Raw genomic sequence first — 25,402 nt, forward strand, 5'->3', positions numbered from 1 at the left:
TGAGCGCCCAACCGTCTAGCCTGAGCGGCACGGCGGCCCGCCAGAGGCCGCGCCACAGACCTCGCCGAGCAGGACAGGGACAGACCATGCAGATCATCGGACCGGACATCGAACCCCAGCTCGACTGGATCGCCCTGACCGACGCGCTCGCCCAGGGTCACGAGTTGCCCCGCGCCGAGGTGGCCGACAGCTTCCTCTACCGCGGCGACGACACGCTGCTGACCCGCAGCGCCTGGATCGACGGACTCGGGCTGGCGATCAAGCCGGCAGCGATCTTTCCCGGCAACCCGCGCCGCGGCCTCGCCATGATCAACGGCGTGGTCAACCTGCTGGACGATGTGACCGGAGAGCTGCGGGCGCTGGTCGATTTTCACCTCGTCACCAAGTGGAAGACGGCGGGCGACAGCCTGCTGTCGGCGCGCCGGCTGGCGCGGCCGGATGCGCGGCGGGTGCTGCTGATCGGGGCGGGCCACGTCGCCGAAAGCATGATCGACGCCTACCGCGCCATGATCCCCGATGCCGAGATCAGCATCTGGAACCGCTCGCCCGAGGCCGCCCGCGCGCTGGCCGACCGGCGCGAGGCGCGGGCCGTGGCCGACCTCGAGCCCGCGGTCCGCGATGCCGAGATCATCGCCACCGCGACCATGGCCACCAGCCCGGTGCTGCACGGCGAGTGGATCTCGCCCGGCACCCACGTCGACCTGATCGGCGCCTACCGCCCCGACATGCGCGAGGGTGACGACGAGCTGCTGCGCCGGGCGCGGCTGTTCGTGGACAGCCGGGCCACTACCATCGGCCACATCGGCGAGATCCAGATCCCGCTCGACGCAGGCACCATCCGGGAAAGCGACATCCTCGCCGATTTCTACGACCTGCCGGCCGGGGCCTATGGCCGGCGGTCGGATGACGAGATCACCGTCGCCAAGAACGGCGGCGGCGCGCATCTGGACCTGATGACGGCGCGCTACATCCTCTCGGCGGCCGAAGGCTGAGCGCCGCCCCTCAGGCCGCCGCCGCCGTGCCGCGCGGCAGGGCGGCCGAGGGCGCCTCGCGCACCGGCAGGTGGATCAGCGCCGAGAAGGCGCCGACGCCCACGCCGACCCACCAGACCAGCGTGTAGTCGCCGTAGAGGTCATAGAGCTTGCCGCCCAGCCAGACGCCGAGGAACGACCCGAGCTGGTGGGACAGGAAGACGAAGCCGTAGAGCGTCCCCATGTAGCGCAGCCCGTAGATATAGGCGACGAGCCCCGAGGTCAGCGGCACCGTGGCGAGCCACAGCGACCCCATCGCCAGCGAGAAGATCAGCACCGTCGCGGGGGTGATCGGGGTCAGGATGAACCACGCCGCGACCAGCGTCCGCAGCGCATAGATCCCGGCCAGCAGGTACTTGCGCGGATAGCGCTTCCCCAGCCACCCGGCGAGGATCGAGCCGCCGATGTTGGCCAGCCCGATCACCGAGATCGCCACCGCGCCCAGCGCCGAGGTGGTGGTGATCCCCAGTGCGGCCAGGCTGCCGTCCGGGGCGATCGGCCCGCACATCTCGGTCACCATCGCCGGGAAATGCGCGGTGATGAAGGCGAGCTGGTAGCCACACGAAAAGAACCCGGCGAAGATCATCAGATAGCTCGGGTCGGTGAAGGCGCGGCGCAGGACGGCGCCCATGCTCTCCTCGAGCTCGGACCGGCTGGCGGGCCGGGCGTTGCCGAGCATCGGCAGGAACAGCAGCACCGTCAGCACCAGCGCGGCAAAGACCATGAACACCTGCTGCCACGGCAGGAACGCGAGCAACCCCTGCGCCAGCGGTGCGCCAATCACCTGTCCGGCCGACCCGGCCGCGGTGGCGATCCCCAGCGCGAGGCTGCGGTTCTCGTCGCTCGCCGCGCGGCCGACGATGGCGAGGATCACGCCGAACCCCGTCCCGGCGATGCCGAAGCCGACCGCGACCTCCCACAGCTGCATCGCCTCGGGGGTGGTGGCGACCGCGGTCATGACCAGCCCCAGCGCATAGAGCGCCGCGCCCAGCACGATGGCGACCTTGTCGCCCCAGCGCTCGGCCAGCGCCCCGAACAGCGGCTGGCCGATGCCCCAGGCGAGGTTCTGGATGGCGATGGCCAGCGAGAACTCGGCCCGCGGCCAGCCGAAGGTCTCGGCGATGGGGATCTGGAAGACGCCGAAGCTTGCCCGCATGGCGAAGTTGATGAGCAGGATGATCGACCCGCCGATCAGCACGGGGGTGAAGAGCCGCGCGGACGAGGCGCTGAGGGTCTGCGGATGCGGCATGATGGGCGCTTTCGCGGCAGGTTGATGACGCCACGTGACAGCTTGTCGCAGGGCCGGTCAATGGGACCGCCCCCGCGCCCGCTGCAGGGCGGCCATGCGTTCCGGCGAAGGCTGCCCAGCGGGGCGGTTCAGCCGGACAGACGCTGCGCCGCGGCGAGCCCCGCATGGCGGCCGGTGGCGAGGCAGGCGGTCAGCAGATAGCCGCCGGTCGGCGCCTCCCAGTCCAGCATCTCGCCGGCGGCGAAGACCCCCGGCCGGGCGGCGAGTTCAAGCGTCGGGCGCAGGCTGCCCAGCTTGATCCCGCCCGCCGACGAGATCGCCCGCTCCAGCCCCTGCACCCCGTCGTGCCGGATCGGCAGCGCCTTGATCCGGGCGGCGAGCGCGGCGGGATCGTCGGGCAGGGGCCGCCCCCACTCGAACAGCAGCGCCACCCGGACCGGATCGCCCAGCACCCGCCGCAGCCAGTTGCCGACCGACAGCTTGCCCCGCGGCCGGGCGAGCCGCGCCGCCAGCGTCGGCGCGTCGAGGTCGGGTGCGAGGTCCACGACCGCTGCCGCCCCGTCGCGCAGCGCGGCCGAGACCTCGTAGATCCCGCCGCCCTCGGCGCCGTGGCGGGTCACAACCCACTCGCCGCGGCTGGAGAGCCCGCCCGCCGCCAGCCGCGTCCCCTTGATCGCGGTGCCAAAATGCCGGTCCATGGCGGGCGACCAGGCGACCCGCAGCCCCATGTTGGCCGGGCGGAACGGCGCCACCGCGACCCCCTCGGCGCTCAGCCACGGCACCCATGCCGCGTCCGAGCCGAGCCGCGGCCAGCTCGCCCCGCCCAGCGCCAGGACCGTGACGGCGGGGCGCAGCGCGCGCTCCCCCTCGGGCGACGCAAAGCGCAGCGCATCCCCGGCGAATCCCTGCCAGCGCCAGCGGCTCCGCAACTCGACCCTCGCCGCCCCCAGCCGCGCCAGCCAGGCGCGCAGCAGCGGCGAGGCCTTCATGCCGACCGGAAATACCCGGCCGGTCGAGCCGGCAAACAGCGCGATCCCCAGCCCTTCGGCCCAGGCCCGCACCTCGGCAGGGCCGAAGCCCGCGACGATCGCCTGCAGGTCTTTCTGGCTCAAATACCCCTCGGCGTGGGCCCCGCCCCCGGCGATGCGGGCGGCGAACGCCGCCGCGGGCTCGTCGCGGGTCAGGTTCAGCCCGGACTTGCCGGCCATGAGGAACTTGCGCGCCGGGGTCGGCATCGCCTCGGTCACGACCACCGGCACGCCCGTCGCGGCCAGCGTCTCGGCCGCCATCAGCCCGGCCGGTCCGGCGCCGATCACCAGCGCCCGCACCGCCTCGCTCACCGCTGGCCCCGCGGCATCATCGCCAGCCGGATCAGCGCCCGCTCCATCACCGCCATCGCCGGCGCCCGCGACGAGGAGCGGAGCGTGAGGTCCGTCCCGACCAGCTCGTGCATCGCGTCCTCGAGCGCGCGCATCCCCCAGCTCTGCGCCTGCCGCGCCATCCGGTCGCGGCGCGGGCCGAAGAGCGGCGGGCGCAGCTTGCCCAGCCCCGCCTGCACGCCGCCCGGATCGGCGGCGATGCGGTGCAGGGTGCGGAAATGGCGCAGAGCGGCGATGCAGATGGCGACCGGGGCGATGCCCTGCGTCTCGATCCGGCGCATCAGCGGGCCGAGCGCGTCGGCGCGGCCCTCGGCAGCGGCGTCGATCAGCTCGTCCACCCCCGCCTCGATGGTGGCAGGCGCCAGCGCGGCGATCTCGTCGGCGGTCAGCGGGCTGTCGTCGCCGCGCTTGTAAAGCCCGATCTTGGTCAGCGTCTGGCGGAAATCGCCGGGGTCGATGGCCCGCGACAACGCCGAGAGGTCGCGCATGGCCGCCGGCGGGACGGCGCGCAGCCCCGCCTCGGCCAGCCAGCGGGCGATCTCCTCCTCGCCCGGCGGCTCGTCATAGACCGGGGCGCAGACCGCCGTCTTGTGCGGCTCGAAGAGCTTGCGCAGCGCCGAGCCCTTGCCGAGCCCCGCGGCGGTCACGACGATCACCGCATCGCCATGCGCCCAGCCGTCCAGCGCCGCGGCGATGGCCGGGGCGGCGGCGTCCGTCGCCTCGTCCACCAGCACCACGCGGGGGCCGGGAAAGAACCCCACCGCCTTGATCTCGTCCATCAGCCGCGCCCCGTCACGGCGCAGCTCGGCCCCGGCGATGCGGGTCAGGCGCATCTCGGCCTCGGCATCCGGGCCAGTCAGCGCCCCCACCGCGTCGGCGCGCTTGAGCGCCACGCGCATCGCGTCCTGCCCGTGGATCAGCAGCGCCGGTCGGGTCGGGTCCGGCTTCGCCAGATAGCGCGCGATCTCGGCGCCCTTCAGCAGCACCTCAGGGCACCGTCGCCAGAAGCCGCGTCACCACCTGATCGGCCAGCATCACCGCCAGCCGCCCGCGCGCGTCCGCCTCGGCCGCCGTGGTGGCGATGACGGTGCCCACGGTCGAGTGGCTGGTGAAGTTGCTGACCTCACCCTGCGCCACCACCGCGCCCGAGGCCGCATCGATCAGCCGATAGGCCGCGGTGCCGTTGAGCGAGAAGCGCGTGGTCACCTCGTCCGGGGTGATCGCCTGCGGCAGCACCGCGATCCGCAGCGTATAGGCGAGGTCATAGCGCCCCGCCTCGGCCGGCCCCAGCCGCTCGGTCATGCGGCGCAGGAAGGCGTAGTCGTCGGCGGTCACCGGGTCCGCGACCCGCACCTGCCCGTGCAGCCGCGTGCCCGCGCCCCCCGGTCCGAAGACCGGGGTGAAGCCGCAGCCCGCCAGCCCGAACCCGGCCAGCAGCGCCGCGGCGAGGGCCGCCCTACGCGACCACATTGACGATCCGCCCCGGCACGACGATCAGCTTCTTCGGCGCCGCGCCGTTCAGGAACTTCTGCACCGCCGGATCGGCGAGGACGAGCGCCTCGACCTCGGCCGCGGCCATGTCGCGCGGCACGGCGATCTCGCCCCGCCGCTTGCCGTTGATCTGGATCGGCAGCGTCACGCTGTCCTCGACCAGCATCGCCGGGTCGGCCTTGGGCCAGGGCGCGTCCACGGCGAGGCCCGCACCGCCGGCCATCGCCCAGACATCCTCGGCCAGGTGCGGCACCATCGGCGCCATCAGCTGCGCCATCACCCGCAGCACCGCGCGCCGCGGCTCGCCCCGCGCCGGCGACTTGCCCAGCGTGTTGGCAAGTTCATAGAGCTTGGCTACCGCCTTGTTGAAGGCAAAGCCCTCGATCGCGCGGGTGATCTCGTCGATCGCCCGGTGGGTGGCGCGGTCGAGTTCGGGGTCGGCCACGTCCTCGGCCCCCGCCCGCCCCTCGTCCGCAAGCCGCCAGAGCCGCGACAGGAACCGCGCCGAGGCCTCGGCCCCTGCGGCGGTCCATTCGACGTCGCGCTCGGGCGGGCTGTCCGACAGCATGAACCAGCGCGCCGTGTCGGCGCCCAGCCGGGTCACGATGTCCACCGGGTCCACGACGTTCTTCTTGGATTTCGACATCTTGGCCGAGGGGATGATCTCGACCGCGGTGCCGTCCGCGAGCTTTCCGTCGCGCACCTCTTCGGGCAGGTGATAGACCGGCCGGCCGCGGTCGTCGCGGGTCAGATAGATCTCGTGCGTGACCATCCCTTGGGTGAAGAGCGCGTCGAACGGCTCCTTCGCGGTCTCGGGCAGGTGGCCGGTGCGGACCATCGCCCGGGCGAAGAAGCGGGAATAGAGCAGGTGCAGGATCGCGTGCTCGATGCCGCCGATATACTGGTCGACGTTCATCCAGTAATCCGCATCCTCCCGCACGGTCGGGGTCAGCGCGTGCGGGGCGGTGAAGCGGGCGTAGTACCAGGACGAATCGACGAAGGTGTCCATCGTGTCGGTCTCGCGCCGCGCCGCGCCGCCGCACCTGGGGCAGGTCGTCTCGCGCCAGGTCGGGTGGCGGTCGAGCGGATTGCCCGGCTGGTCGAAGCTCACGTCGCGGGGCAGCAGCACCGGCAGGTTCTCGGGCGCCTCGGGCACGGTGCCGCAGGCGGGGCAATGCACCACCGGGATCGGGCAGCCCCAGTAGCGCTGCCGCGAGATGCCCCAGTCGCGCAGGCGGAACCGGGTCACGCCCTCGCCCCAGCCGGCGGCCTCGGCCGCCTCGATCGCCGCGGCGACGCCGGCGTCGCCGCTCTGCTCGGGCGGGCCGGCAAAGCCGCGGACGTAGCACACCGGCTCGGACTTGGGCGGGAGGAAGGGCGCCGCGGCCACGAACGCATCCGCCTCGGCCTCGGTCATCCCCGAGGGGGCGAAGGTGGCGCGGATCGGCAGGCCGTATTTCACCGCGAAGTCATGGTCGCGCTGGTCATGCGCGGGCGAGCCGAAGATCGCCCCGGTGCCGTAGTCCATCAGCACGAAATTGGCGATCCAGACCGGCAGCTCCCACGCGGGGTCGAGCGGGTGGCGCACCTTGATCCCGGTGTCGAGGCCCAGCTTCTCGCCCGTCTCGATCGCCTCTTCGGTCGTGCCGCCCTTGCGGCACTCGGCCACGAAGGCCGCGATGGCCGGGTCATGCTCGAGGGCCTTGGCCAGCGGGTGATCGGGCGAGATCGCCACGAACGAGGCGCCGCGCAGCGTGTCGGGGCGGGTGGTATAGACCTCGATCTTGTCGAACCCCGCGGGCGCGTCCACCGTCTCGAACCAAAACTGCAGCCCGCGCGAGCGGCCGATCCAGTTGGCCTGCATGGTGCGGACCTTCTCGGGCCAGCCGTTGAGCCCGTCGAGCGCCGCCAGCAGCTCCTCGGAATAATCCGAGATGCGGAAGAACCACTGGGTCAGCTCGCGCCGCTCGACCGGGGCGTTGGAGCGCCAGCCCTTGCCGTCAATGACCTGCTCGTTGGCGAGAACGGTCATGTCCACCGGGTCCCAGTTCACCACCGCCGCCTTGCGGTAGATCAGCCCGGCGTCGAGGAAGTCGAGGAACATCCGCTGCTGCTGGGCCACGTAGTCGTCGTCGCAGGTGGCGAACTCGCGGCTCCAGTCGATCGAGAGGCCCAGCGGCTTCAGCTGCCCGCGCATGGTGGCGATGTTGGCATAGGTCCAGTCGCGGGGGTGGCCGCCCTGCTCCATCGCGGCGTTCTCGGCCGGCATCCCGAAGGCGTCCCAGCCCATCGGGTGCAGGACGCTGAATCCCTGGGCGCGCTTGAACCGCGCCACCACGTCGCCCATCGTGTAGTTGCGCACGTGCCCCATGTGGATGCGCCCCGAGGGATAGGGGAACATCTCGAGCACGTAGTATTTCGGCCGGTCGTCGCGCACGGCGCGGAAGCTGCCGGCATCGTCCCAGGCCTGCTGCCAGCGCGGCTCGCTGTGGGCGGGATCATAGGACATGGCGGACCTCGGCAACTTCTCTGGGGAGGGTGGAACGCACGCCACGCGCGCGCCCGGCGGGTTTAGCCGCCTGCCCTCCGAAGGTCCAGTTGCCCGGCCGGGGCTGAGAGCGCCGGCTTACAGTTGCCCGTCGCGGACCCTGAGCTGGCGGGCGCGGGTCAGGATCGCATCCTCGACCGCGCGCACGGTGTCGGGCGCCACCGCCGCGCCGCCCGCTCCCTGCAGCGACAGCTTGAGGCTGCGCGCGTCGAGCGCCGGGTCGCTGATCTTGACCGTGGCGCGATAGGCGCGCCCGCCGCCGGGGGGCGTGCCGTAGCCGGTCACGATCACCCCGGTGAACGGGTCGATGGATTGGATCGGCAGGAAGTTGAGGATGTCGAGGCTGGCGTTCCACAGGTAGCGGTTCACCGCGACCTGCTGGTTGCTGGAGTCGCGGCCCGAGAACAGGTCCCAGATGGTCGATTCGCGCTGCTCGGCGACCGGGCGCTTGTTGTGTTCGGACGGGCCGAGGCCGAAGAGCCCGCCTTTCCCGCCGCTGCCCCCGCAGGCGGCCAGCGACAGGACGAGTCCGAGGACGGCAACCGGGCGTGCGGCGCGGAACGGAACGGCGCAAAGGATCATGTCGAGGCTTTCCCCAGAAACGGCGCGGTCGCCCGCGTACGGCGTCGGGCGAGGCATAGCGCGGATTCCCCGCGCGCGACAAGCGCCCCGGCGGGTAACGGGGGTGCGCCGGCCTCGGCGCCTGGCCCCTCGGTTGCGGCGCCGGATCGCCGCGAAATCCTGCGTGGCGCTTGGCTGGAGCGGTGGTACCGGGGGCCGATCCGCCTGCAATTGCAGCCCGCGCAACGGACTGTGGCGCTTGTGCACCACAAAAAAGGCAACCGCCCGGGCGGGGGGGCGCAATCGTTGCAATGCCATGCGGAAAGCGCGACTTATTCCCCATACCCACGCTGGACCAACCGGCAGGGGTGACAGAGAGACATGAGGGAAGCCATGAAAAAGGTTCTTTTCGCCACCAGCGCGCTGGTCGCCTTCGCCGGCGCCGCGTCGGCTGAAGTCGCCGTGTCGGGCGACGCGCGCATCGGTATGCGCTACGACAGCGATCTGTGCGCCAACGCCGCCTGCACCACCACCGACTCGGCCTGGAACGTCGTGAACCGCGCCCGCGTCAAGTTCACCATGACCGGCACCAGCGACTCGGGCCTGGAATTCGGCGCCGAAGTCCGCGCTGAAGAAGCCCAGCGCGCCCGCTACGGCAGCCAGTTCTCGATCGACGAGACCGATGGCACCGTCGTCAACACCTATGCGATCCGCAACGGCCTGTCGGCCGACAAGGGTATCGTCTGGGTGTCGGGTACCTACGGAAAGCTGACCGCCGGCGATATCGACTCGGGCATGGAAAACGCCCTGGGCGACCTGCCGGAAATCGGGATGTCGGGCCTCGATTACCTGAACGAGTTCGGCTATTCGTCGTCGGACTTCGATGACAGCCTCTACAGCGAAGCCGGCCTGCTGTACGAATACAGCATCAATGGTGTGAAGCTGTTCGCGTCGTTCATGGACCAGAACATCGGATATTCGGCCATCGATCGCGACAACAACGCCTACTCGCTGGGCGCCAAGTACGAGATGGCTGGGTACGAGTTCGGCATCGGTTACGAAAAGTCGGACTTCTATATCGACCCGGTGAACTTCGCCGGCATCCCGTATGAAAACACCAGCTGGGGTATCTCGGCCGCGACGGTCTTTAACGAAGTCAAGGTCAAAGGGATCTACGTGACCACCACGGTCAAGGACATCCCGACCCTGACCGGCGACCTCGACGTCGACCAGTTCGGCGTCGGCGCCGAGTACAAGATGGCGAACGGTGTCGGCTTGGCTGGCTACTGGCGTCGGGTGGCGTACGACACCCCGGCCGACGAGTTCACGGCTGATATCGTTGGTGTTGGCGCTTCCTACGATCTGGGTGGCGGCGCGACCGTGAAAGGTGGCGTGGTCAACGTCTCGGGCGACGACACTCTCGGCTCCAGCCTGAGCGACCGCACCATGGCCGACTTCGGTCTGGTCTTCAAATTCTGATCCATCCGGATCGGGACTACGGAACGAGCGGGCCTTGCGCCCGCTCTTTTCTTTTGCGACGCCCGTGACGTGCGCGGCGGTCAGACGCAGAAACGCACGCGGGAGATCCTGACGTTTCCGTCTGACGACGACGCTGCCTGAAGTTCCGACGACAGGCGCCGGCCGCTCGGGTGCACGAATACAAGGAGGATCGCATGGGACTGGACGACATCCGCCACCGCATCGCCGCGGCCGAGGCCGCCGCCGGGCGTCCTGCGGGCAGCGTCACCCTCATCGCGGTCAGCAAGCTGCAACCACCCGAGCGGGTCGAGTCCGTCCTCGAGGCCGGAGCCAAGGTGTTCGGCGAGAACTACGTGCAGGAGGCGCAGGGCAAGTGGCCCGCCTGGCGCGAGCGCTGGCCCGATGTGGCGCTGCACCTGATCGGCCCGCTGCAATCCAACAAGGCCCGCGCGGCGATTGAGCTGTTCGACGCGATCCACAGCCTCGACCGGCTCTCGCTCGCCGAGCGGCTGGCCCGGATCTCGGACGACACCGGCCGCCGCCCCGAGGTCTTCGTGCAGGTCAACACCGGCGCCGAGCCGCAGAAAGCGGGTGTCCTTCCCGACGAGGCCGACGCGCTGATCGCGGTCGCCCGGCGGCTGGGACTGAACCTCGTCGGCTGCATGGCGATCCCGCCCGACGACGCCGACCCGCTGCCGCATTTCCGCGCCCTCGCCGCCATCGCCAAGCGCAACGACCTGCCCGGCCTGTCGATGGGCATGAGCGCCGATTTCGAGACCGCCATCGCCGAGGGCGCCACCCACGTCCGCGTCGGCAGCGCCATCTTCGGCGCCCGGACGACGCGGTAGCCGCGCGCGGCTGGCGAGAGGGCCAACCGCCAATGGCGGCGTGCCGTGACCGCACCGTATTGTGGCGCGTTGGCAAAATTCACCTGAAGTTTGGAGCTGCGGTGCGCGCAGCGGCCGAGGCGCTCGGCAGACGCCTTATCTCCTAGTTACCGCGCACCAACCGTGTGTCGCGCCGACTGTCGCGAGACAGGGGGGCAGCGGTGAGAGCTCTACCGATTCGATAGAGGCGGCGCCTTTGGAACTGCATCCGAGGGACACCACCCGCCCCTCAGCCGCTCCCAGCGGCCACCCGCTCCGCGCCTTCCATCAGCGCCAGCGCGGCCCCCGAACGCACCGTCCAGCCCGACTGCAGTGCCGGCACCCTTGCCCAGGCATTCGCAAATTCAGCCCGACGTCCGCATACACCGCCCGCCCCTCAGCCGACGCCGCCCGCCACGCGCTCCCCGCCTTCCGTCAGAGCCAGCGCGGCCCCCGAGCGCACCGGCCAGCCCTGCTGCGGCTCGCGCGACGGTGTTGCACCGGGATCCGGCTGGGCACCGGCCGCCTCCGGGATGGCCGCCGCGGGCACGGCAAAGGCCATCGCCGCCTCACTCGCCTCGCCAAGAACCCCCGCCGCCCCAGCCACGCTGTCCGCAGAGGACGCGAGTGTCGCGCCCGCCGGAACCGTCGGCGCAAACATCACCATCCGGCGTCCCGCCGACAGCGGGCACACCTGCCACGAGAGCAGCTCGCGCGCCGGGCCGGCCATCGCGCCGCTGCGGCTGCCCTCGGGGCGCGCGGCGGTGAGCGCGGCGCGCAGGGCGTGATAGCCGGGGCTGTCCCCGGCGGTCAGCCGCCAGCGCTCGTCGTAGCCGCGCAGCGTCGGGGTGCCCTCGGCGGCCCACAGCGCCTCGAAGCGGCGGTTCGTGCTGAGCAGGCGCCCGTCGGCGTCGAAGATCGCCACCGCCGAGCCCATCGCATCCATGACCTCGGCGCTGAGGGACAGCTCGGCCCGGAACCGCCGGGTCATGGCGATCTCGGCGCTGATGTCGTCGATGAGCAGCGCAATCGCCCCGTCCGGGTGCGGCCGCCCGGTGACGCGGTAGGTCTGTCCGCCCGGCAGGCTCCACGTCTCGACATGGTGGCCCGACGCGGCGCCGGCCTCGAGCGTGGCGATGGTGCGCCGCCAACTCGCGTAGTCCTTGGGCTCGGGGACCATCCGGCGCTCGCGCAGCGCGTCGAGCACCGCGTGCAGGGTCGGGCGCGCGGTCAGGAAGCCGCCGGGCAGGCCGGTCAGGTCGATCAGGGCCGGGTTGAAGAGTTGCAACCGCCGCTCGCGGTCGAAGATGGCAAGGCCGATGTGCAGGTCGGCGAAGGTCTTGGTCAGCGTGCGGACGAACTCGCGCAGGCTGCCCTCGGCCCGCACCGCATCGTCGGCGGGGACGGCAAAGATCGTGCGGTGCCCGTCCGCGGCCTGGACATGACAGTCGAACCAGCGCGACTGGTCGTCCAGCTCGATCCGCGCGCGGCGGACCGAATCGGCGTCGCCGGGCAGGTCGATCAGCCGCGGCAACGGCCAGACCACGTCGTCGGGGTTCAGCGCCTCGATCTCGCGCAGATAGGCGGCGTTGGCCCAGGTCACGGTCCCTTCCGCGTCCTCACGCCAGATCAGCACCGGCGCGTGGTCCACCGATTCGCGCAGCACCCCGAGCTCATCCTCCATCGCGGCCAGCGCGTGGGCGTTGACCGTGATCCCGCCTTGCTCGAGCGTCGGATCGACCAGCTCGAGCCGCAGCAGCCCGCCGCCCAGATCCTCGGCCCGCAGCCGCAAGGCGGCGCTGCGCCCGCTCGCCACGGCCCCGGCGGGCGGGGTGCCCGCGAGAACCGCGGTACCGTCCGCCGCCGCCATCTCGAGGATGCGCTGCGGCGCCTCGAACCGTTGCCCGAGCCAAGTCCAGAGCCGCGCCCAGTCACCCTCGCCCGGCAGCGCGTCGAGTAGCGCCCGCGCCGGGCCGGTCGCATCCACCAGACGGCGGTCGCGGAACAGCAGGATCAGCGGTTCAACCGAGGGTCGTGCGGCCTTGCGCGCGGCCCCCTCACCGCCAAGCCCGCTACCGGGCGCTCCGGTCAGCCGCAGGATCAGCAGGGCGGCCAAGAGCGACCCCGTTCCGGCCAGAAATGCCCAGGCAATGATCGTCCAGTCCACCATGCAACCGCCCGCGATCGTTCAGGCGTTGCGTAACACCCGTTCGCTTAAGGAAAGGTTAAGGCGCGTCCGGATTCAATCGGAGATTGCGGGATTCGGCCGCAGCACCGCGCGATCGTCGGCCAGCAGCGCGGCCTCGGGCCAGCTCACCCGCGCCACCGCCCCGCCGTCGTTGGCAAAGCTCACCCGTCCCCCGCTGCGCTCGAGCAGCGTGCGGCCGATGAACAGCCCCAGCCCCATCCCCTCATAGCCGTCCGGACCCTCGGTCCCCTGCCGGCGGGTGGTCAGGTAGGGCTCGCCCAGACGACCCAGCAGATGCGGCGGATAGCCGGGGCCGTCGTCACGGATCGTCACCGTGATCCGCCCGGCCTCGCGCGCGGCGGTGACGTTGACCCGCGTGGCGGCGAAATCGACGGCGTTCTGGACGAGGTTGCGCAGCGCGTGGATCACCGCGGGATCGCGCCGGACGATCGCACCGGTGGTGTCGTCGATGCAGATCTCGGCGCCGCGGTTGAGGTGGGGGCGGGCGGCTTCCTCGAGCAGGTCCGACAGCGGCGCGCTGTGCAGGTGCAGGTCGTCTTTTCCGGCGCTCCCCATGCTGCGCAGGATGTCGCGGCAGCGGTCGGCCGAGCTTTGCAGCAGCGCGAGATCCGCACCGACGTCGGGACCGATCCCCTCGCGCCCCGACAGATCGTCGGCGAGCTCGCCCGCGACGAGCTTGATGGTCGCCAGCGGCGTGCCCATCTCGTGCGCCGCCGCCGCGACCACCCCGCCCAGGTGCTGCAAGCGCTGTTCCCGCGCGAGGCCCATGCGGGTCGCCTGCAGGGCGTTCTCGGTCGCCGACAGCTCCGACGAGACGCGGTGCGTCGAGAGCGCGAGGAACAGCCCGCCGATCGCCAGCGCCAGCACCGCCGCGACATCCATCGCGGTGTCGGCGGTCCGGGCGCTCGCCGCGGCGAACACCAGCGGCACGGGCAGCAGCGTCATCGTCAGCACCGTCAGCGCCGTGGCCGTGCCCAGCACGTAGAGCTGCCGGCGCGGCAGGACGCTCGCCCCGATGGTCAGCGGCGCGAGCACGAACAGCGCGAACGGATTGCCGGTCCCGCCGGTCAGCGTCAGAAGCGTCCCGGTCTGCACGGTGTCGAGCACCAGCTGCGCCAGCGCCTCGCGCGGTGAGACGCGACCCTGCCGGCCCCCGAGCGCCAGATTGGCCGCCGCCGCCGCGAGGATCACCGCCAGCACCGGCAGGAATGGCAGTTGCGCGCCCAGCAGCCACGCCGCCAGCACGGCCGAGGCCTGTCCCGCGAGCGCCACCCAGCGCAGCGCGACGAGGGTGCGGCGACGGACCGGCTCGGCCCGGCCGAGCGGGCCGCCGGCCCCGAGGCGGGGGTCCGGCCCGCCGGCGACGGTGCTGGGGAAATGGCTCCGCGTCATCCTGCCGACTTGAAGACCTGCGCCCGGACTTGATACCCACGGCCGGGCGTCGGCGCAACGCCGCGCCCCCGCGTGCGCTGCCTGCGCGCCCGTCCCTGCGCCCCTCTCTGCGCCGCAACCGGCGCCCGAACCCGAAGGCCCGCCCGATGACCGAACGCCGCATCATGATCCTCGCCGTCGTCGCCTCGGCGCTGCTGTTGCTGACCGGCTGGCTGTGGCTGCGCCCGGCGGGGGGCGACGTCTTCGCCGACTGCCGCCGCTCGGCCGTGGCCGGGGGCACCGAGGCGCTCGGCGGGCGCTTCACGCTGACCGACGAGACCGGCGCCCGCGTGACCGACGCGCAGGTCTTCGACCGGCCGTCGATCTTCTACATGGGCTACACCTATTGCCCGGACGTCTGCCCGATGGACAACGCCCGCAATGCCGCCGCCGTCGACCTGCTCAAGGCGCGCGGCTATGACGTGCGACCGGTCTTCATGTCCGTCGATCCGGCCCGCGACACGCCCGAGCGGATGCGCGACTTCACCGACGCGATGCACCCCGACATGCTGGGCCTGACCGGCAGCGTGGACGAGGTCACCGCCGTCAGCAAAGCCTGGCGCGGCTATTTCAAGGTGAACGACGCCGAGGACAAGGAGAGCTATCTCGTCGATCACACGACCCAGAGTTATCTGGTGCTGCCGGGTCGCGGCACGGTCGAGTTCTTTACCCGCGATACCACCCCCGAGCAGATGGCCGACACCGTCGCCTGTTTCGTGGATCACGCAAAATCCTGATGCGGATTTGACCCCGGGCGGTTTTCCCGAATATCTGGTCGCGGAACGTCGTTGATCCGCGAGAAAGCCATGACCGAAGACAACAGCGCCGCAATCGGCAGCGACCCGAGCCTGCTGCTGGTGGACGACGACGAGGTCTTCGTGACCCGGCTGGCCCGCGCGATGGAGCGGCGGGGCTTCCAGCCGCGCATCGCCACCAGCGTCGCCGCCGCGCGCGAGGCGCTCGCCGCGGGTTGCCCGGCCTATGCGGTGGTGGACCTGCGGCTCGAGGATGGCAGCGGGCTCGACGTCGTGGATGCGCTGCGGTCGGGGCGCGAGGATGCGCGGATCGTCGTGCTCACGGGATATGGCGCGATTGCGACCGCGGTGGCGGCGGTGAAGATGGGGGCCACGGATTACCTGTCGAAACCCGCCGACGCCGACGAGATCACGACTGCATTACTGACCGAGGAATCCGCATTGCCGCCGCCGCCGGAAAATCCGATGTCGGCCGATCGGATTCGCTGGGAACATATCCAGCGGGTGTTCGAGCAATGCGACCGCAATGTCAGCGAAACCGCGCGGCGGCTGCATATGCACCGCCGGACATTGCAAAGAATACTTGCGAAACGCAGTCCGCGCTGAAATACGTTAATTAAGGCAATGTCGGATGGTCCGATATTGTCTGCATTAATGAACAGCCAGACAGGTGAACCAGCTTGGAAGATTTCGATATCGACTCGCTGTCGCTCGAGGATCTTCGCGGACTTCGTGCCCGTGTCGATCGGGCGATCAGCTCGTTTCAGGACCGCAAACGCAAGGAAGCGATGGCCGCCGTCGAGCAGGCGGCGCGCGAACATGGTTTTGCGCTCAACGAGCTGACGGGGAAAACCGGCGGGCGCAAAGGCCGCCGCACGTCCGAAGGGGCCGCGTCGCGCCCCGCCGGAGAGGCGAAATACGCCCACCCCGAGGACAATACGCAAACCTGGTCGGGGCGCGGACGCCGCCCGCGCTGGGTGAGCGAGCATCTCGACGGCGGCGGATCGCTGGAGGACCTGGCGCTCTGAGCGCGCCCATGGCGGGCGCCTGAGGCGCTCAGGGCTGGTGCCGCCGGTCGGCGCCAGCCATCAACTCGGCGAACCGCGCGAGATAGGCGGCGCGGGTCTCGACCGGGGGACGCAGGCGGATCTTGAGCCCGGCGGTGTCCACCCCGCGCGGCAGCGGGAACAGCCGGTCCGCTTCGGCGGGGCTGAAGCCCGCGATCTCGACCGCCTCGAGCCGGGCGGAAATGCGGTCGGCGGTCTTGATCCGCTTGCGGATTAGCGCGGGAATGGCGGCGGGCAGGCCGAAACGGCGATGCACGGCGGCGGAAATCCGCGCATCCATTTCCCCGTATTCCACCCCGAGCGCCGCCTTGACCGGCGAGATCATGTCGCCGATCACATATTCCGGCGCATCATGCAGCAGCGCCGCCAGACACCAGCGCGGATCGGCGCCGGGATCGAGCCGGGCGAATATCTCTTCCACCAGCAGCGAATGTTCGGCGACCGAATAGGCCCAGTCGCCGCGGGTCTGGCCATTCCAGCGGGCGACGAATGAAAGCCCGTGGGCAATATCGGCGATTTCGATATCGACCGGCGTCGGATCGAGCAGATCGAGGCGCCGTCCCGACAGCATTCTTTGCCACGCCCGTTTCGGCGGACGTTTCAGCGGCAATTTCCCGGTAGGCCCCGAGGGCGCACTCATGAAACTTCCCCCGTGGGCGCGCAGGGCCGAAAGACGGCCCTGCACAGACCATATGATGTTCGCTTGATGTTCATGCAGCGTTCATGCACAGTTCATGCGAACGCCGTTCGCACAACGAACGGCCGCGCCATCGCCGCTCAGGACAGCGGCGCGCCCTCGGGGCGGGTGGCCTGGGCGGCGGCGCGGCGCTGCGCCTCTTGCCGGTAGAGGGCCACGAAGTCGACCGGGTCGAGGTTGAAGGGCGGGAAGCCGCCGTCGCGGGTCACGTCCGACAGGATGCGGCGCACGAAGGGGAACAGGATGCGCGGGCACTCGATCATCAGGAACGGGTGCATCTGCTCTTCCGGCACGCCCTCGATGTGGAACACCCCGGCGTAGTCCAGCTCGCACAGGAACAGCTTGGCCTGGTCGTTGGTGTTCACCGAGGTGACGCGGTACTTGCAGATCACCTCGTACTGGTGGTCGGGCTGGCGCTTGCGGGCGTCGAGGCTGACCTGCACCTGGATCTCGGGCGAGACCTCGCCGGCGATGCCCTTCTGCGCGACGATGTTCTCGAACGAGAGGTCGCGGATGAACTGGGCGAGGATGTTCAGCCGGACCTGGGGCTCTTGCTGGGCCTCGGTCTCGGCGGGGGCGGCGGTCGCGGCGCCGTTGGCGGTTTCGTCGGTCATCGGTCGATCCTTGCTGCGAGTTGGGGCCTTCCCGGGCGGGGGCCATCCTGGGCAGGGGCGACCCCTGCCGGGCGTGCGGGACAGTCGCGCCGGGTGTTAGCACCCGCGCCCGCGCCGCTCAATGCCGCGTCCACCCCGAGGGCGGTTGCGGGCGGCCCGAGGGGCGCGGGGGCGGCGGCGCCGCGTCGTCGTCGATCACCACGTAGTCGGCGTCGATCACCGTGCCTCTATAGGGGCCGCGGGGTGCGCCGCCCGGCGGCCCGGCGCGGTGCCAGTCGGCCGCCGGGCCTGCGCCGCCGTAGCCGAAGCCCGCCCCGGCGACCCGGATGCGCCGCCCCAGCCGGCCGATGACCCAGCCCCGCACCGCCGGGATCAGCAGCGCGATCCCCATGAGGTCGGTCACGAACCCCGGCGTCACCATCAGCGCCCCGGCCAGCAGGATCAGCGCCCCGTGCGCCAAGGGCGCGGTCGGGTCGCGCAGGTCGCGGAAGGCGCGCTGCAGGTCGGCCAGCGCCGCCGCCCCCTGCTGGCGCATGAGCCAGCTGCCCGCGACCGCCGACAGCACCACCAGCCCGATCGTGGGCCACAGGCCGATCAGCCCGCCCATCTGGATGAACAGCGCGATCTCGACGATCGGCAGGACGAGAAAGGCAAGCAGAAGCCACATCGGCGAAACCCTCGGAAACCTTGGCGCATCGGGCGCGCAACTGGACTCGTGCACCGCTCGTCCCTACATAGTCTGACGTCCCCGCGCCACCAATGCCCACCCAGTCCGAAGGCCGCCCATGTCGAACTCGCTGATCCAGATCCTCGTGCTCGGGGCCATCGCCGTCTTCCTGATCATGCGGCTGCGCAACGTGCTGGGCACCCGCGACGGGTTCGAGCCGCCGCGCGAGGCCGCCCAGCCGCAGGCGCTGCCGCGCCGGGCCGGGCCGGTCCCGGTCGAGCCCGAGGCGGGCGACGTGCTGGACCACGCCGAGCCGGGCAGCCCCGCCGCCGCCGCGCTGACCGAGATGCAGCGGACCGAGCCGGGGTTCGCGGTCGGGCCGTTCCTGTCGGGCGCGCGGCAGGCCTATGAGATGATCCTGACCGCCTTCGAGCGCGGCGACCTGACCGAGGTGCGGGCCTTCCTCGCCCCGCAGGTGGCCGAGGCCTTTGAGGCGGTGATCGCCGACCGCAAGGCCCGCGGGATCGTGACCGAGGTGCAGTATCTGGGCACCCGCGAGACGGCGCTCGACGGGGCCGTGTTCGACCCGCAGAGCCGGGTGGGCGAGGTCTCGGTGCGCTTCGTGGGCGAGCTGATCGCCGCCCACCGCGACGCCGAGGGCAACGTCGTCGACGGCGACCCCAAGGCGGCGCGCAAGCAGCGCGACGTGTGGACCTTTGCCCGCCGGATGGGGCAGGACGACCCCAACTGGCAGCTCGTCGCCACGGCCTGAGCCGTGGCGCGGCGGCGCGGAAGCCGGTCCGGCGGCGGTTTGTCGGACGAGGATGCCGCCCTGTGGCGTCAGGTCGCCGCCAGTGTCACCCCGATGGAACGCGCCGCGCGCGACAAGCTGCGCCAGCGGGCCGAGCCGTTCGGCGCGCCGGTCGATGGCGTGCCCGCGCCGGTGCCGGTGGCGCCGCGCCTTGCCCCTCCGCCGGCGGTGACGCGGGCGCCGGTGCCGGCGGGGTTCCGGGTCGGGGCGCTGGCGCCGGTGGCGCGGACGGCGAAGCCCTCGGCTGCGGCGGCGACCTCGCCGGGTGAGCGTTTGCGCGCCGAGCCGTTGCGGATGGATGCGCGGACGCACCGCGACCTCGTGCGCGGCAAGCTGAAGCCGCAGGCGCGGCTGGACCTGCACGGGCTCACGCTGGCCGCCGCCAAGGGCGAGCTGGCCGGGTTCATCCTGTCGGCGCGCTCGGCCGGGCTGCGGCTGGTGCTGGTGATCACCGGCAAGGGGCGCGGCGACCTGGGGCCGCTGCCGACCCGCTCGGGCGCGCTGCGCCATGAGGTGCCGCACTGGCTGGGGATGGCGCCGATGGCCGGCGCGGTGATGCAGGTGGTGCCCGCCCATGACCGGCACGGCGGCGGCGGGGCCTATTACGTCTGGCTGCGGCGGTTGCCTCAGGGCTGAGGCGGCGGGCGGGCGGTCGGGGCGGATGTTAACGCTTTTCTAACCTTTGGCTCGGCGGCGGGCGGCGGGGCGGCTATAACGGCGGCAAGGGCCGTCTGTTTCCGGCCGCGACTCGGGGTGTTCACGATGCTGCTGTTGATGGGGTGCGCGGGCCTGATGCTGCTGGCCCTGACGTTCGACCACGCCGCCGGGGACGAAGCCGACGACGACGCCGATCACGACGCGGGCGAGGCGACCGACCCCGGCGCTGCCGAGGGCGGGGCCGATGGCGGGGCCGACGGCAGCGATCCCGACCCGGATGGCGGGGCCGGCGAGGCCCCCGGCGACGCGCCGGGCGGGGCGCCGGACGGGCCCGAGGCGCCGATCCTCGGCAGCGACGACAGCGACTGGCTGGCCGGGACCGACGCCGACGAGCGGCTGGACGGGCGCGGCGGCGACGACGACATCCGCGCCGGGGCCGGCGACGACCTGATCGCCGGCGGGGCGGGCGATGACGTGATCTACGGCGACTACAGCCTCGGCCAGTTCGGCGACGACACGCTGCGCGGCGGGCACGGCGACGACCTGCTGGCCGGCGACGGCGGCGACGACTGGCTGCAGGGCGGGACCGGCGACGACACGCTGCTGGGCGGTGACGGCGACGACCGGGCCGAGGGCGGGGTCGGGGACGACTGGCTGTCCGGGAACGCCGGGGACGATACGCTGCACGCGGGCGCGGGGGCGGACGACCTGTCGGGGGATGCGGGCGACGACGTGCTCGACGCGGGCGAGGCCGACGGGGTGCGCGACTGGCTGCACGGCGGCGAGGGCGACGACACGCTGACCGGCCACGCCGACGACTGGCTCGAGGGCGGGGCGGGGGCGGACCGGTTCACCCTGCCCGGCGATGCGGTGGGCAGCGGTCCGGCGACGCTGGCCGATTTCCGCGCCGACGAGGACCGGATCGAGCTGGTGGTGCCGCAGAACCGCCTGGCCGATGCGCAGGTGACGGTCGAGCCGCAGGATGACGGCACGGCGCTGGTCTTGCTGAACGGCGAGCCGGTGGCGATGGTGCTGGACGGCCGCGGGCTCGAGGCCGGGATGATCGGGGTGCGGGCGGCGTGAACGCGGCCCCGGCGGGGCGCCCGGCCCGGCCGCCGGCGGGCACTCGGGCCAGACAGACGCCGGGCGCGGGAAGGGCGGACGGGCGCGAATCGGCTTTCCTTTGCGGGCCCGCTGCCCTATAGCCGCGCGATCCGCGATCGGCGCATCGCGGCCAACCCTCCACGGGCCAGCGCTGGACGACATCCCGGGCTGTGCCATTCACCTTTCGTCAACAGGAGACCCCGATGTCGATCACCGTCGAGGACAAGGCCCGCGTCATGGGCGAATATGCCACCAAATCCGGCGACACCGGCTCGCCCGAAGTGCAGGTGGCCATCCTCAGCTCGCGCATCGCGACGCTGACCGAGCACTTCAAGACCCACAAGAAGGACAACCACTCGCGGCGTGGCCTTCTGAAGCTGGTGGCCCAGCGCCGCAAGCTGCTGGACTATCTGAAGAAGAAGGACGAGGCGCGCTACACCGCGCTGATCGGCCGCCTGGGCCTGCGTCGCTGAGCGCTGCCGCAAGGTTTCCCGGAAACGCCCCGCCGCAAGGTCGGGGCGTTTTGCTTTTTGGGGGGTGTGTGGGGGGCGTCGCCGGCCGGGGCTGTGCCCCGGGCCCCGGGATATTTGGGTCCAGCCCGAGAGGGGACGGGATTTTCGCCGTCGCCGCGTCAGGTCGCGTCTGGGCGGCGGCGTTGACAAACCCGCGTGCGGCCCGCAGTCGGGTGTCGCGTCCTGTGGAGTGGCCATGACCATCCTTGCCAACGCCCGGCTGATCCTGCCCGACCGCGTGCTGCGCGGCGGGGTCGAGATCGACGGCGACCGGATCGCGCGGATCACCGAGGGGGACCGGGTGCCGGCGGGCGCCATTGACTGCGGCGGCGACCACCTTTCGCCCGGGCTGGTCGAGCTGCACACCGACAACCTCGAGCGTCACATCCAGCCGCGGCCCGGCGTGGACTGGCCGCACGCCGCCGCTTTCCTCGCCCATGACGGAGAGCTGGCGAGCGTCGGGATCACCACCGTCTTCGACGCGCTCAGGGTCGGCTCGATCGGCAAGCCGGGCACCCCCTCTGGTCCCTATGCGCGGGCGCTCTCGCGCGAGATCGCGGCGCTGTCGGGCGAGACGCGGATCAGCCACGCCCTGCACCTGCGGGCCGAGATGTGCTCGGAAACGCTGGTCGAGGAGCTGGCGGCCTTCGGCCCCGGCGACGGGGTGCGGCTGGTCAGCCTGATGGACCACACGCCGGGGCAGCGGCAGTTCCGCGACATCGGCAAGCTGAAGGAATACGAGCAGGGCCGGAACGGCCTGAGCGACGCGGCCTTCGCGGCGCTGGTCGAGCGGCTTGGCGCGATCAGCGCCCGGCACGGGGACGAAAACCTGCGCGCCGCGGTGGCGGCGGCGGGCGCGCTGGGCGCGGTGCTGGCGAGCCACGACGACACCACCGCCGGGCAGGTCGCCGACAGCGCGGCGCTGGGCGTCCGCCTGGCCGAGTTTCCCACCACCCTCGAGGCGGCGCAGGCCTGCCGCGACCACGGGATCCTCACCATCCTCGGCGGACCGAACCTGATCCGGGGCGGCAGCCATTCGGGCAACGTCGCGGCCGAGGCGCTGGCGGGCGAGGGGCTGCTGGACATCCTGTCCTCGGATTATGTGCCGGGCAGCCTGATCCTCGGGGCGGCGCGGCTCGCGCAGTTCTGGGGGGACGTGCCGCAGGCCTTCGCCACGGTGACGGCGACCCCGGCGCGGGCGACGGGGCTGGCCGACCGCGGGGCGCTGGCGGAGGGGCTGCGCGCCGACATCGTGAGGGTGGCGGGGCTCGAGACAACCCCGCGGGTGCGCGGAGTCTGGGCCGGCGGTAGACAGGTCGGGTAGGACTGCTGGGAATGCTCGAAGGTGTCCGATTTCGGCCCAACAAGAAATGGCCGGACAGCCTATCTTGTGTTCATTTACCCGAACACAACAAGTGCTGGACTCAGAAAAATGAGTCGATGTAAAAGGATAGCCGCAGGGTGGACTAGACCCTGCGGCTTTAGCAACCCGCCGTTGGCTGGCGGTGATTTAGGATATCCTCAGGCGCTCTTGCCATACGGGGAGTCCGACTGTCAAGCGTCATGCCAACGGTCCCATAAGGACTACTAAGATGCGAACTTCACCCGAAGTTACGTTCGATATGGCGACTCAGTTCTGGTTGATGCGTTGGTCGGGCATGAATCAGCACGACATTGCTGCGAAGTTTGGTGTGAACCAAGGCCGAGTCAGTGAAGTGCTTTGCGGACATCGCCAACCCGGCAGCGAGAGCGCAGCCCGACACGTGGCGTAGTTGAGATTGGGGCGGCTTCGGTCGCCCCTTTCTCTTTCTAGATTTAGACGAAGAGATTGCTCTCGTCTGCGCCGTGCTTTCCAAGCGGGCCATTTTCCTGTACACCCCGCCAATCTGTGACGTGAGGCCCGCCCCCGGCCTCGTGCAAAGGATAGGGGGCGGCGGCAATGGGGCCGCCATGCACACACGGGCGGCCGCAGGGGCGGCGCGTCCATGAGGAAACCAGATGTTTGATGAAATTCGGAAATCCATCCAGTGGGGTCAGGAAACCCTGACGCTGGAAACGGGCAAGGTTGCCCGCCAGGCGGACGGCTCGGTGATCGCCACGCTGGGCGAGACCAGCGTCATGGCCAACGTGACCTACGCCCGCGAACCCAAGCCGGGGCAGGATTTCTTCCCGCTGACCGTGCACTACCAGGAAAAATACTATGCCGCCGGCAAGATCCCGGGCGGCTTCTTCAAGCGCGAGGCGCGGCCGACCGAAAAGGAAACGCTGACCTCGCGGCTGATCGACCGCCCCGTGCGGCCGCTCTTTGCCAAGGGCTTCAAGAACGAAGTGCTCGTCATGTGCACCGTGCTGAGCCATGACCTCGTGAACGACCCCGACATCGTGGCGATGATCGCGGCCTCGGCGGCGCTGACCATCTCGGGCGTGCCGTTCATGGGCCCAATCGGCGCGGCGCGCGTCGGCTTCTCGAACGGCGAATACGTGCTGAACCCCGAGGTTCAGGACATGGACAACCTCAAGGGCAACCCCGACCAGCGCCTCGACCTCGTCGTGGCCGGCACCCGCGACGCGGTGATGATGGTCGAGTCCGAGGCCTATGAGCTGACCGAGGAAGAGATGCTCGGCGCCGTCAAGTTCGGTCACGAGCAGATGCAGCCGGTCATCGACCTGATCGTCGAGCTGGCCGAGGCCGCCGCGAAAGAGCCCTTCGACTTCCAGTCGCCGGATTATTCCGAGCTCTACGCGCGCGTGAAGTCGCTGGGCGAGACGGACATGCGCGCCGCCTATGCCATCAAGGACAAGGGCGAGCGCCGCGACGCCATCGAGGCGGCGCAGGTCAAGGTCCGCGAGGGTCTGACCGAGGACGAGCTGGCGAACCCGAACCTCGGGTCGGCGATGAAGAAGCTCGAATCGGGCATCCTGCGCGGCGACATCATCCGCGGCGGCACCCGCATCGACGGGCGCGATACCAAGACCGTGCGCCCGATCGACACCGAGGTCGGCATCCTGCCGCGCACCCACGGCTCGGCGCTGTTCACCCGCGGTGAGACGCAGGCGCTGTGCGTGACCACGCTGGGCACCGGCGACGATGAGCAGATCATCGACGCGCTGCACGGCAACTTCCGCTCGAACTTCCTGCTGCACTACAACTTCCCGCCCTATTCGGTGGGCGAGGTGGGCCGCGTGGGCAGCCCCGGCCGGCGCGAGATCGGCCACGGCAAGCTGGCCTGGCGGGCGCTGCAGGCGGTGCTGCCGACGGCGACCGACTTCCCCTACACCATCCGCCTGGTGAGCGAGATCACCGAGTCGAACGGCTCGTCGTCGATGGCGACGGTCTGCGGCTCGTCGCTTGCCATGATGGACGCGGGTGTGCCGCTGAAGGCGCCGGTCGCGGGCGTGGCGATGGGCCTGATCCTCGAGGATGAGGCGAACTGGGCAGTGCTGACCGACATCCTGGGCGACGAGGACCACCTCGGCGACATGGACTTCAAGGTGGCCGGCACCGAGAAGGGCATCACCTCGCTGCAGATGGACATCAAGGTCCAGGGCATCACGCCCGAGATCATGGAAAAGGCGCTGGCACAGGCCAAGGACGGGCGGATGCACATCCTGGGCGAGATGGCCAAGGCGCTGTCCGAAGGCCGCCGCGAGTTCTCGGCCCATGCCCCGCGCATCGAGACAATGACCATCCCGACCGACAAGATCCGCGAAGTGATCGGCTCGGGCGGCAAGGTGATCCGCGAGATCGTCGAGACCTCGGGCGCCAAGGTCGACATCAACGACGACGGCACGATCAAGATCGCCTCGGCCAACGCCGATTCGATCAAGAAGGCCTACGAGATGATCCACTCGATCGTGGCCGAGCCGGAAGAGGGCAAGATCTACACCGGCAAGGTCGTCAAGCTGGTCGATTTCGGCGCCTTCGTGAACTTCTTCGGCAAGCGCGACGGTCTGGTGCACGTCAGCCAGATCGCCGGCAAGCGGCTGAACCACCCGAACGAACTGCTCAAGGAAGGGCAGGAGGTGAAGGTGAAGCTGCTGGGCTTCGACGATCGCGGCAAGGTCCGTCTGGGCATGAAGATGGTCGATCAGGAGACCGGCGAGGAGATCTCCGAGCCGAAGCGCGAGTCCGCCGACGCGGAGTGATCCGCCCCTGAGCTGAAACGAGAAAGGCCCCGGTTCGCCGGGGCCTTTTTCATGCGGCGGACGCAGGGAGCCGTTGCGGGCCGGGTCAGCGGGGCGACTGGTCCCCTGCGGGTTCGGGGCCGCGCACC

At 70.9% G+C, this 25,402-nt stretch carries 23 protein-coding genes; 12 read left to right on the forward strand and 11 right to left on the reverse strand.

Going from position 1 to position 25,402, the window contains the following annotated elements; translation table 11 throughout:
- The first annotated feature begins 86 nt into the window (after nucleotides 1-86).
- Nucleotides 87-992: an ornithine cyclodeaminase family protein gene (locus BLW17_RS13955; protein WP_036702190.1), complete on the forward strand. Its 906-nt coding sequence runs from the start codon at nucleotides 87-89 to the stop codon at nucleotides 990-992.
- A 10-nt stretch (nucleotides 993-1,002) separates the two neighbouring features.
- Here the strand turns inward: BLW17_RS13955 and BLW17_RS13960 are convergent, their stop codons facing one another.
- From BLW17_RS13960 to BLW17_RS13985, 6 genes are all read right to left on the reverse strand, one after another.
- Nucleotides 1,003-2,280, reverse strand: a complete 1,278-nt coding sequence (locus BLW17_RS13960) for an MFS transporter (RefSeq protein WP_052174947.1) — start codon at nucleotides 2,278-2,280, stop codon at nucleotides 1,003-1,005.
- A 128-nt stretch (nucleotides 2,281-2,408) separates the two neighbouring features.
- A complete protein-coding gene (locus tag BLW17_RS13965; RefSeq protein ID WP_036732335.1) occupies nucleotides 2,409-3,608 on the reverse strand; it encodes a BaiN/RdsA family NAD(P)/FAD-dependent oxidoreductase in 1,200 nt (399 codons plus the stop codon).
- 8 nt (nucleotides 3,609-3,616) lie between these two features.
- The gene (gene holA, locus BLW17_RS13970; protein ID WP_036732307.1) at nucleotides 3,617-4,645 is read right to left on the reverse strand and encodes a DNA polymerase III subunit delta; all 1,029 of its coding nucleotides are present in this window, start codon (nucleotides 4,643-4,645) and stop codon (nucleotides 3,617-3,619) included.
- 1 nt (nucleotide 4,646) lies between these two features.
- Complete coding sequence (gene lptE, locus BLW17_RS13975; protein WP_036732310.1) at nucleotides 4,647-5,129, reverse strand: LPS assembly lipoprotein LptE; 483 nt, start codon at nucleotides 5,127-5,129, stop codon at nucleotides 4,647-4,649.
- On the reverse strand, nucleotides 5,116-7,659 hold the full coding sequence (gene leuS, locus BLW17_RS13980; protein ID WP_036732312.1) for a leucine--tRNA ligase: 2,544 nt from the start codon (nucleotides 7,657-7,659) through the stop codon (nucleotides 5,116-5,118). The genes lptE and leuS overlap by 14 nt, the downstream gene beginning before the upstream one ends.
- Before the next feature lie 117 nt (nucleotides 7,660-7,776).
- Nucleotides 7,777-8,280 (reverse strand): DUF3576 domain-containing protein, encoded by a 504-nt coding sequence (locus BLW17_RS13985; protein WP_036702198.1) that lies wholly within the window; start codon nucleotides 8,278-8,280, stop codon nucleotides 7,777-7,779.
- 372 nt (nucleotides 8,281-8,652) lie between these two features.
- Between BLW17_RS13985 and BLW17_RS13990 the strand changes: the two genes are divergently transcribed.
- Nucleotides 8,653-9,738 (forward strand): porin, encoded by a 1,086-nt coding sequence (locus tag BLW17_RS13990; RefSeq protein ID WP_036732314.1) that lies wholly within the window; start codon nucleotides 8,653-8,655, stop codon nucleotides 9,736-9,738.
- 194 nt (nucleotides 9,739-9,932) lie between these two features.
- Nucleotides 9,933-10,586 (forward strand): YggS family pyridoxal phosphate-dependent enzyme, encoded by a 654-nt coding sequence (locus BLW17_RS13995; RefSeq protein WP_036732316.1) that lies wholly within the window; start codon nucleotides 9,933-9,935, stop codon nucleotides 10,584-10,586.
- Between the two features lie 415 nt (nucleotides 10,587-11,001).
- Here BLW17_RS13995 and BLW17_RS14000 read toward each other — a convergent pair whose 3' ends face one another.
- Nucleotides 11,002-12,774, reverse strand: coding sequence for a PAS-domain containing protein (locus BLW17_RS14000; RefSeq protein WP_074826921.1), 1,773 nt, complete (start codon nucleotides 12,772-12,774; stop codon nucleotides 11,002-11,004).
- 72 nt (nucleotides 12,775-12,846) lie between these two features.
- The gene (locus tag BLW17_RS14005; RefSeq protein WP_081969092.1) at nucleotides 12,847-14,205 is read right to left on the reverse strand and encodes an ActS/PrrB/RegB family redox-sensitive histidine kinase; all 1,359 of its coding nucleotides are present in this window, start codon (nucleotides 14,203-14,205) and stop codon (nucleotides 12,847-12,849) included.
- A gap of 146 nt (nucleotides 14,206-14,351) precedes the next feature.
- On the opposite strand from BLW17_RS14005, the gene BLW17_RS14010 reads away from it, so the two are divergent.
- The 3 genes from BLW17_RS14010 to BLW17_RS14020 all read left to right on the forward strand — a co-directional run bounded on the left by BLW17_RS14010 (nucleotide 14,352) and on the right by BLW17_RS14020 (nucleotide 16,027).
- Nucleotides 14,352-14,981, forward strand: a complete 630-nt coding sequence (locus BLW17_RS14010; RefSeq protein WP_036732318.1) for an SCO family protein — start codon at nucleotides 14,352-14,354, stop codon at nucleotides 14,979-14,981.
- 69 nt (nucleotides 14,982-15,050) lie between these two features.
- Entirely contained in the window at nucleotides 15,051-15,605 is a 555-nt protein-coding gene (locus tag BLW17_RS14015) for an ActR/PrrA/RegA family redox response regulator transcription factor (RefSeq protein ID WP_036732341.1), read from the forward strand.
- A gap of 74 nt (nucleotides 15,606-15,679) precedes the next feature.
- The gene (locus BLW17_RS14020; protein WP_036732320.1) at nucleotides 15,680-16,027 is read left to right on the forward strand and encodes an H-NS histone family protein; all 348 of its coding nucleotides are present in this window, start codon (nucleotides 15,680-15,682) and stop codon (nucleotides 16,025-16,027) included.
- 28 nt (nucleotides 16,028-16,055) lie between these two features.
- On the opposite strand, the gene BLW17_RS14025 is transcribed toward BLW17_RS14020, so the two are convergent.
- The 3 genes from BLW17_RS14025 to BLW17_RS14035 all read right to left on the reverse strand — a co-directional run bounded on the left by BLW17_RS14025 (nucleotide 16,056) and on the right by BLW17_RS14035 (nucleotide 18,044).
- Nucleotides 16,056-16,637, reverse strand: a complete 582-nt coding sequence (locus BLW17_RS14025; RefSeq protein WP_036732322.1) for an HD domain-containing protein — start codon at nucleotides 16,635-16,637, stop codon at nucleotides 16,056-16,058.
- A 206-nt stretch (nucleotides 16,638-16,843) separates the two neighbouring features.
- Entirely contained in the window at nucleotides 16,844-17,377 is a 534-nt protein-coding gene (gene secB / locus BLW17_RS14030) for a protein-export chaperone SecB (RefSeq protein ID WP_036702211.1), read from the reverse strand.
- 118 nt (nucleotides 17,378-17,495) lie between these two features.
- On the reverse strand, nucleotides 17,496-18,044 hold the full coding sequence (locus tag BLW17_RS14035) for an FxsA family protein (protein WP_036732324.1): 549 nt from the start codon (nucleotides 18,042-18,044) through the stop codon (nucleotides 17,496-17,498).
- 118 nt (nucleotides 18,045-18,162) lie between these two features.
- Here BLW17_RS14035 and BLW17_RS14040 point away from each other — a divergent pair, with 118 nt between their 5' ends.
- The 6 genes from BLW17_RS14040 to pnp all read left to right on the forward strand — a co-directional run bounded on the left by BLW17_RS14040 (nucleotide 18,163) and on the right by pnp (nucleotide 25,274).
- Entirely contained in the window at nucleotides 18,163-18,816 is a 654-nt protein-coding gene (locus BLW17_RS14040; protein ID WP_036732326.1) for a Tim44/TimA family putative adaptor protein, read from the forward strand.
- 93 nt (nucleotides 18,817-18,909) lie between these two features.
- Nucleotides 18,910-19,491, forward strand: a complete 582-nt coding sequence (locus BLW17_RS14045) for a Smr/MutS family protein (protein ID WP_139306035.1) — start codon at nucleotides 18,910-18,912, stop codon at nucleotides 19,489-19,491.
- Between the two features lie 126 nt (nucleotides 19,492-19,617).
- Nucleotides 19,618-20,595 (forward strand): calcium-binding protein, encoded by a 978-nt coding sequence (locus BLW17_RS14050; RefSeq protein ID WP_139306036.1) that lies wholly within the window; start codon nucleotides 19,618-19,620, stop codon nucleotides 20,593-20,595.
- Between the two features lie 224 nt (nucleotides 20,596-20,819).
- Nucleotides 20,820-21,089 (forward strand): 30S ribosomal protein S15, encoded by a 270-nt coding sequence (gene rpsO / locus BLW17_RS14055; RefSeq protein ID WP_036705206.1) that lies wholly within the window; start codon nucleotides 20,820-20,822, stop codon nucleotides 21,087-21,089.
- A gap of 229 nt (nucleotides 21,090-21,318) precedes the next feature.
- Nucleotides 21,319-22,452, forward strand: coding sequence for an alpha-D-ribose 1-methylphosphonate 5-triphosphate diphosphatase (locus tag BLW17_RS14060; RefSeq protein ID WP_036732329.1), 1,134 nt, complete (start codon nucleotides 21,319-21,321; stop codon nucleotides 22,450-22,452).
- 674 nt (nucleotides 22,453-23,126) lie between these two features.
- Nucleotides 23,127-25,274, forward strand: a complete 2,148-nt coding sequence (gene pnp / locus BLW17_RS14070; RefSeq protein ID WP_036705200.1) for a polyribonucleotide nucleotidyltransferase — start codon at nucleotides 23,127-23,129, stop codon at nucleotides 25,272-25,274.
- Nucleotides 25,275-25,402 lie beyond the last annotated feature (128 nt).

Origin of the sequence: Paracoccus sanguinis, from assembly GCF_900106665.1 — a bacterium.
Lineage (GTDB): Bacteria > Pseudomonadota > Alphaproteobacteria > Rhodobacterales > Rhodobacteraceae > Paracoccus > Paracoccus panacisoli.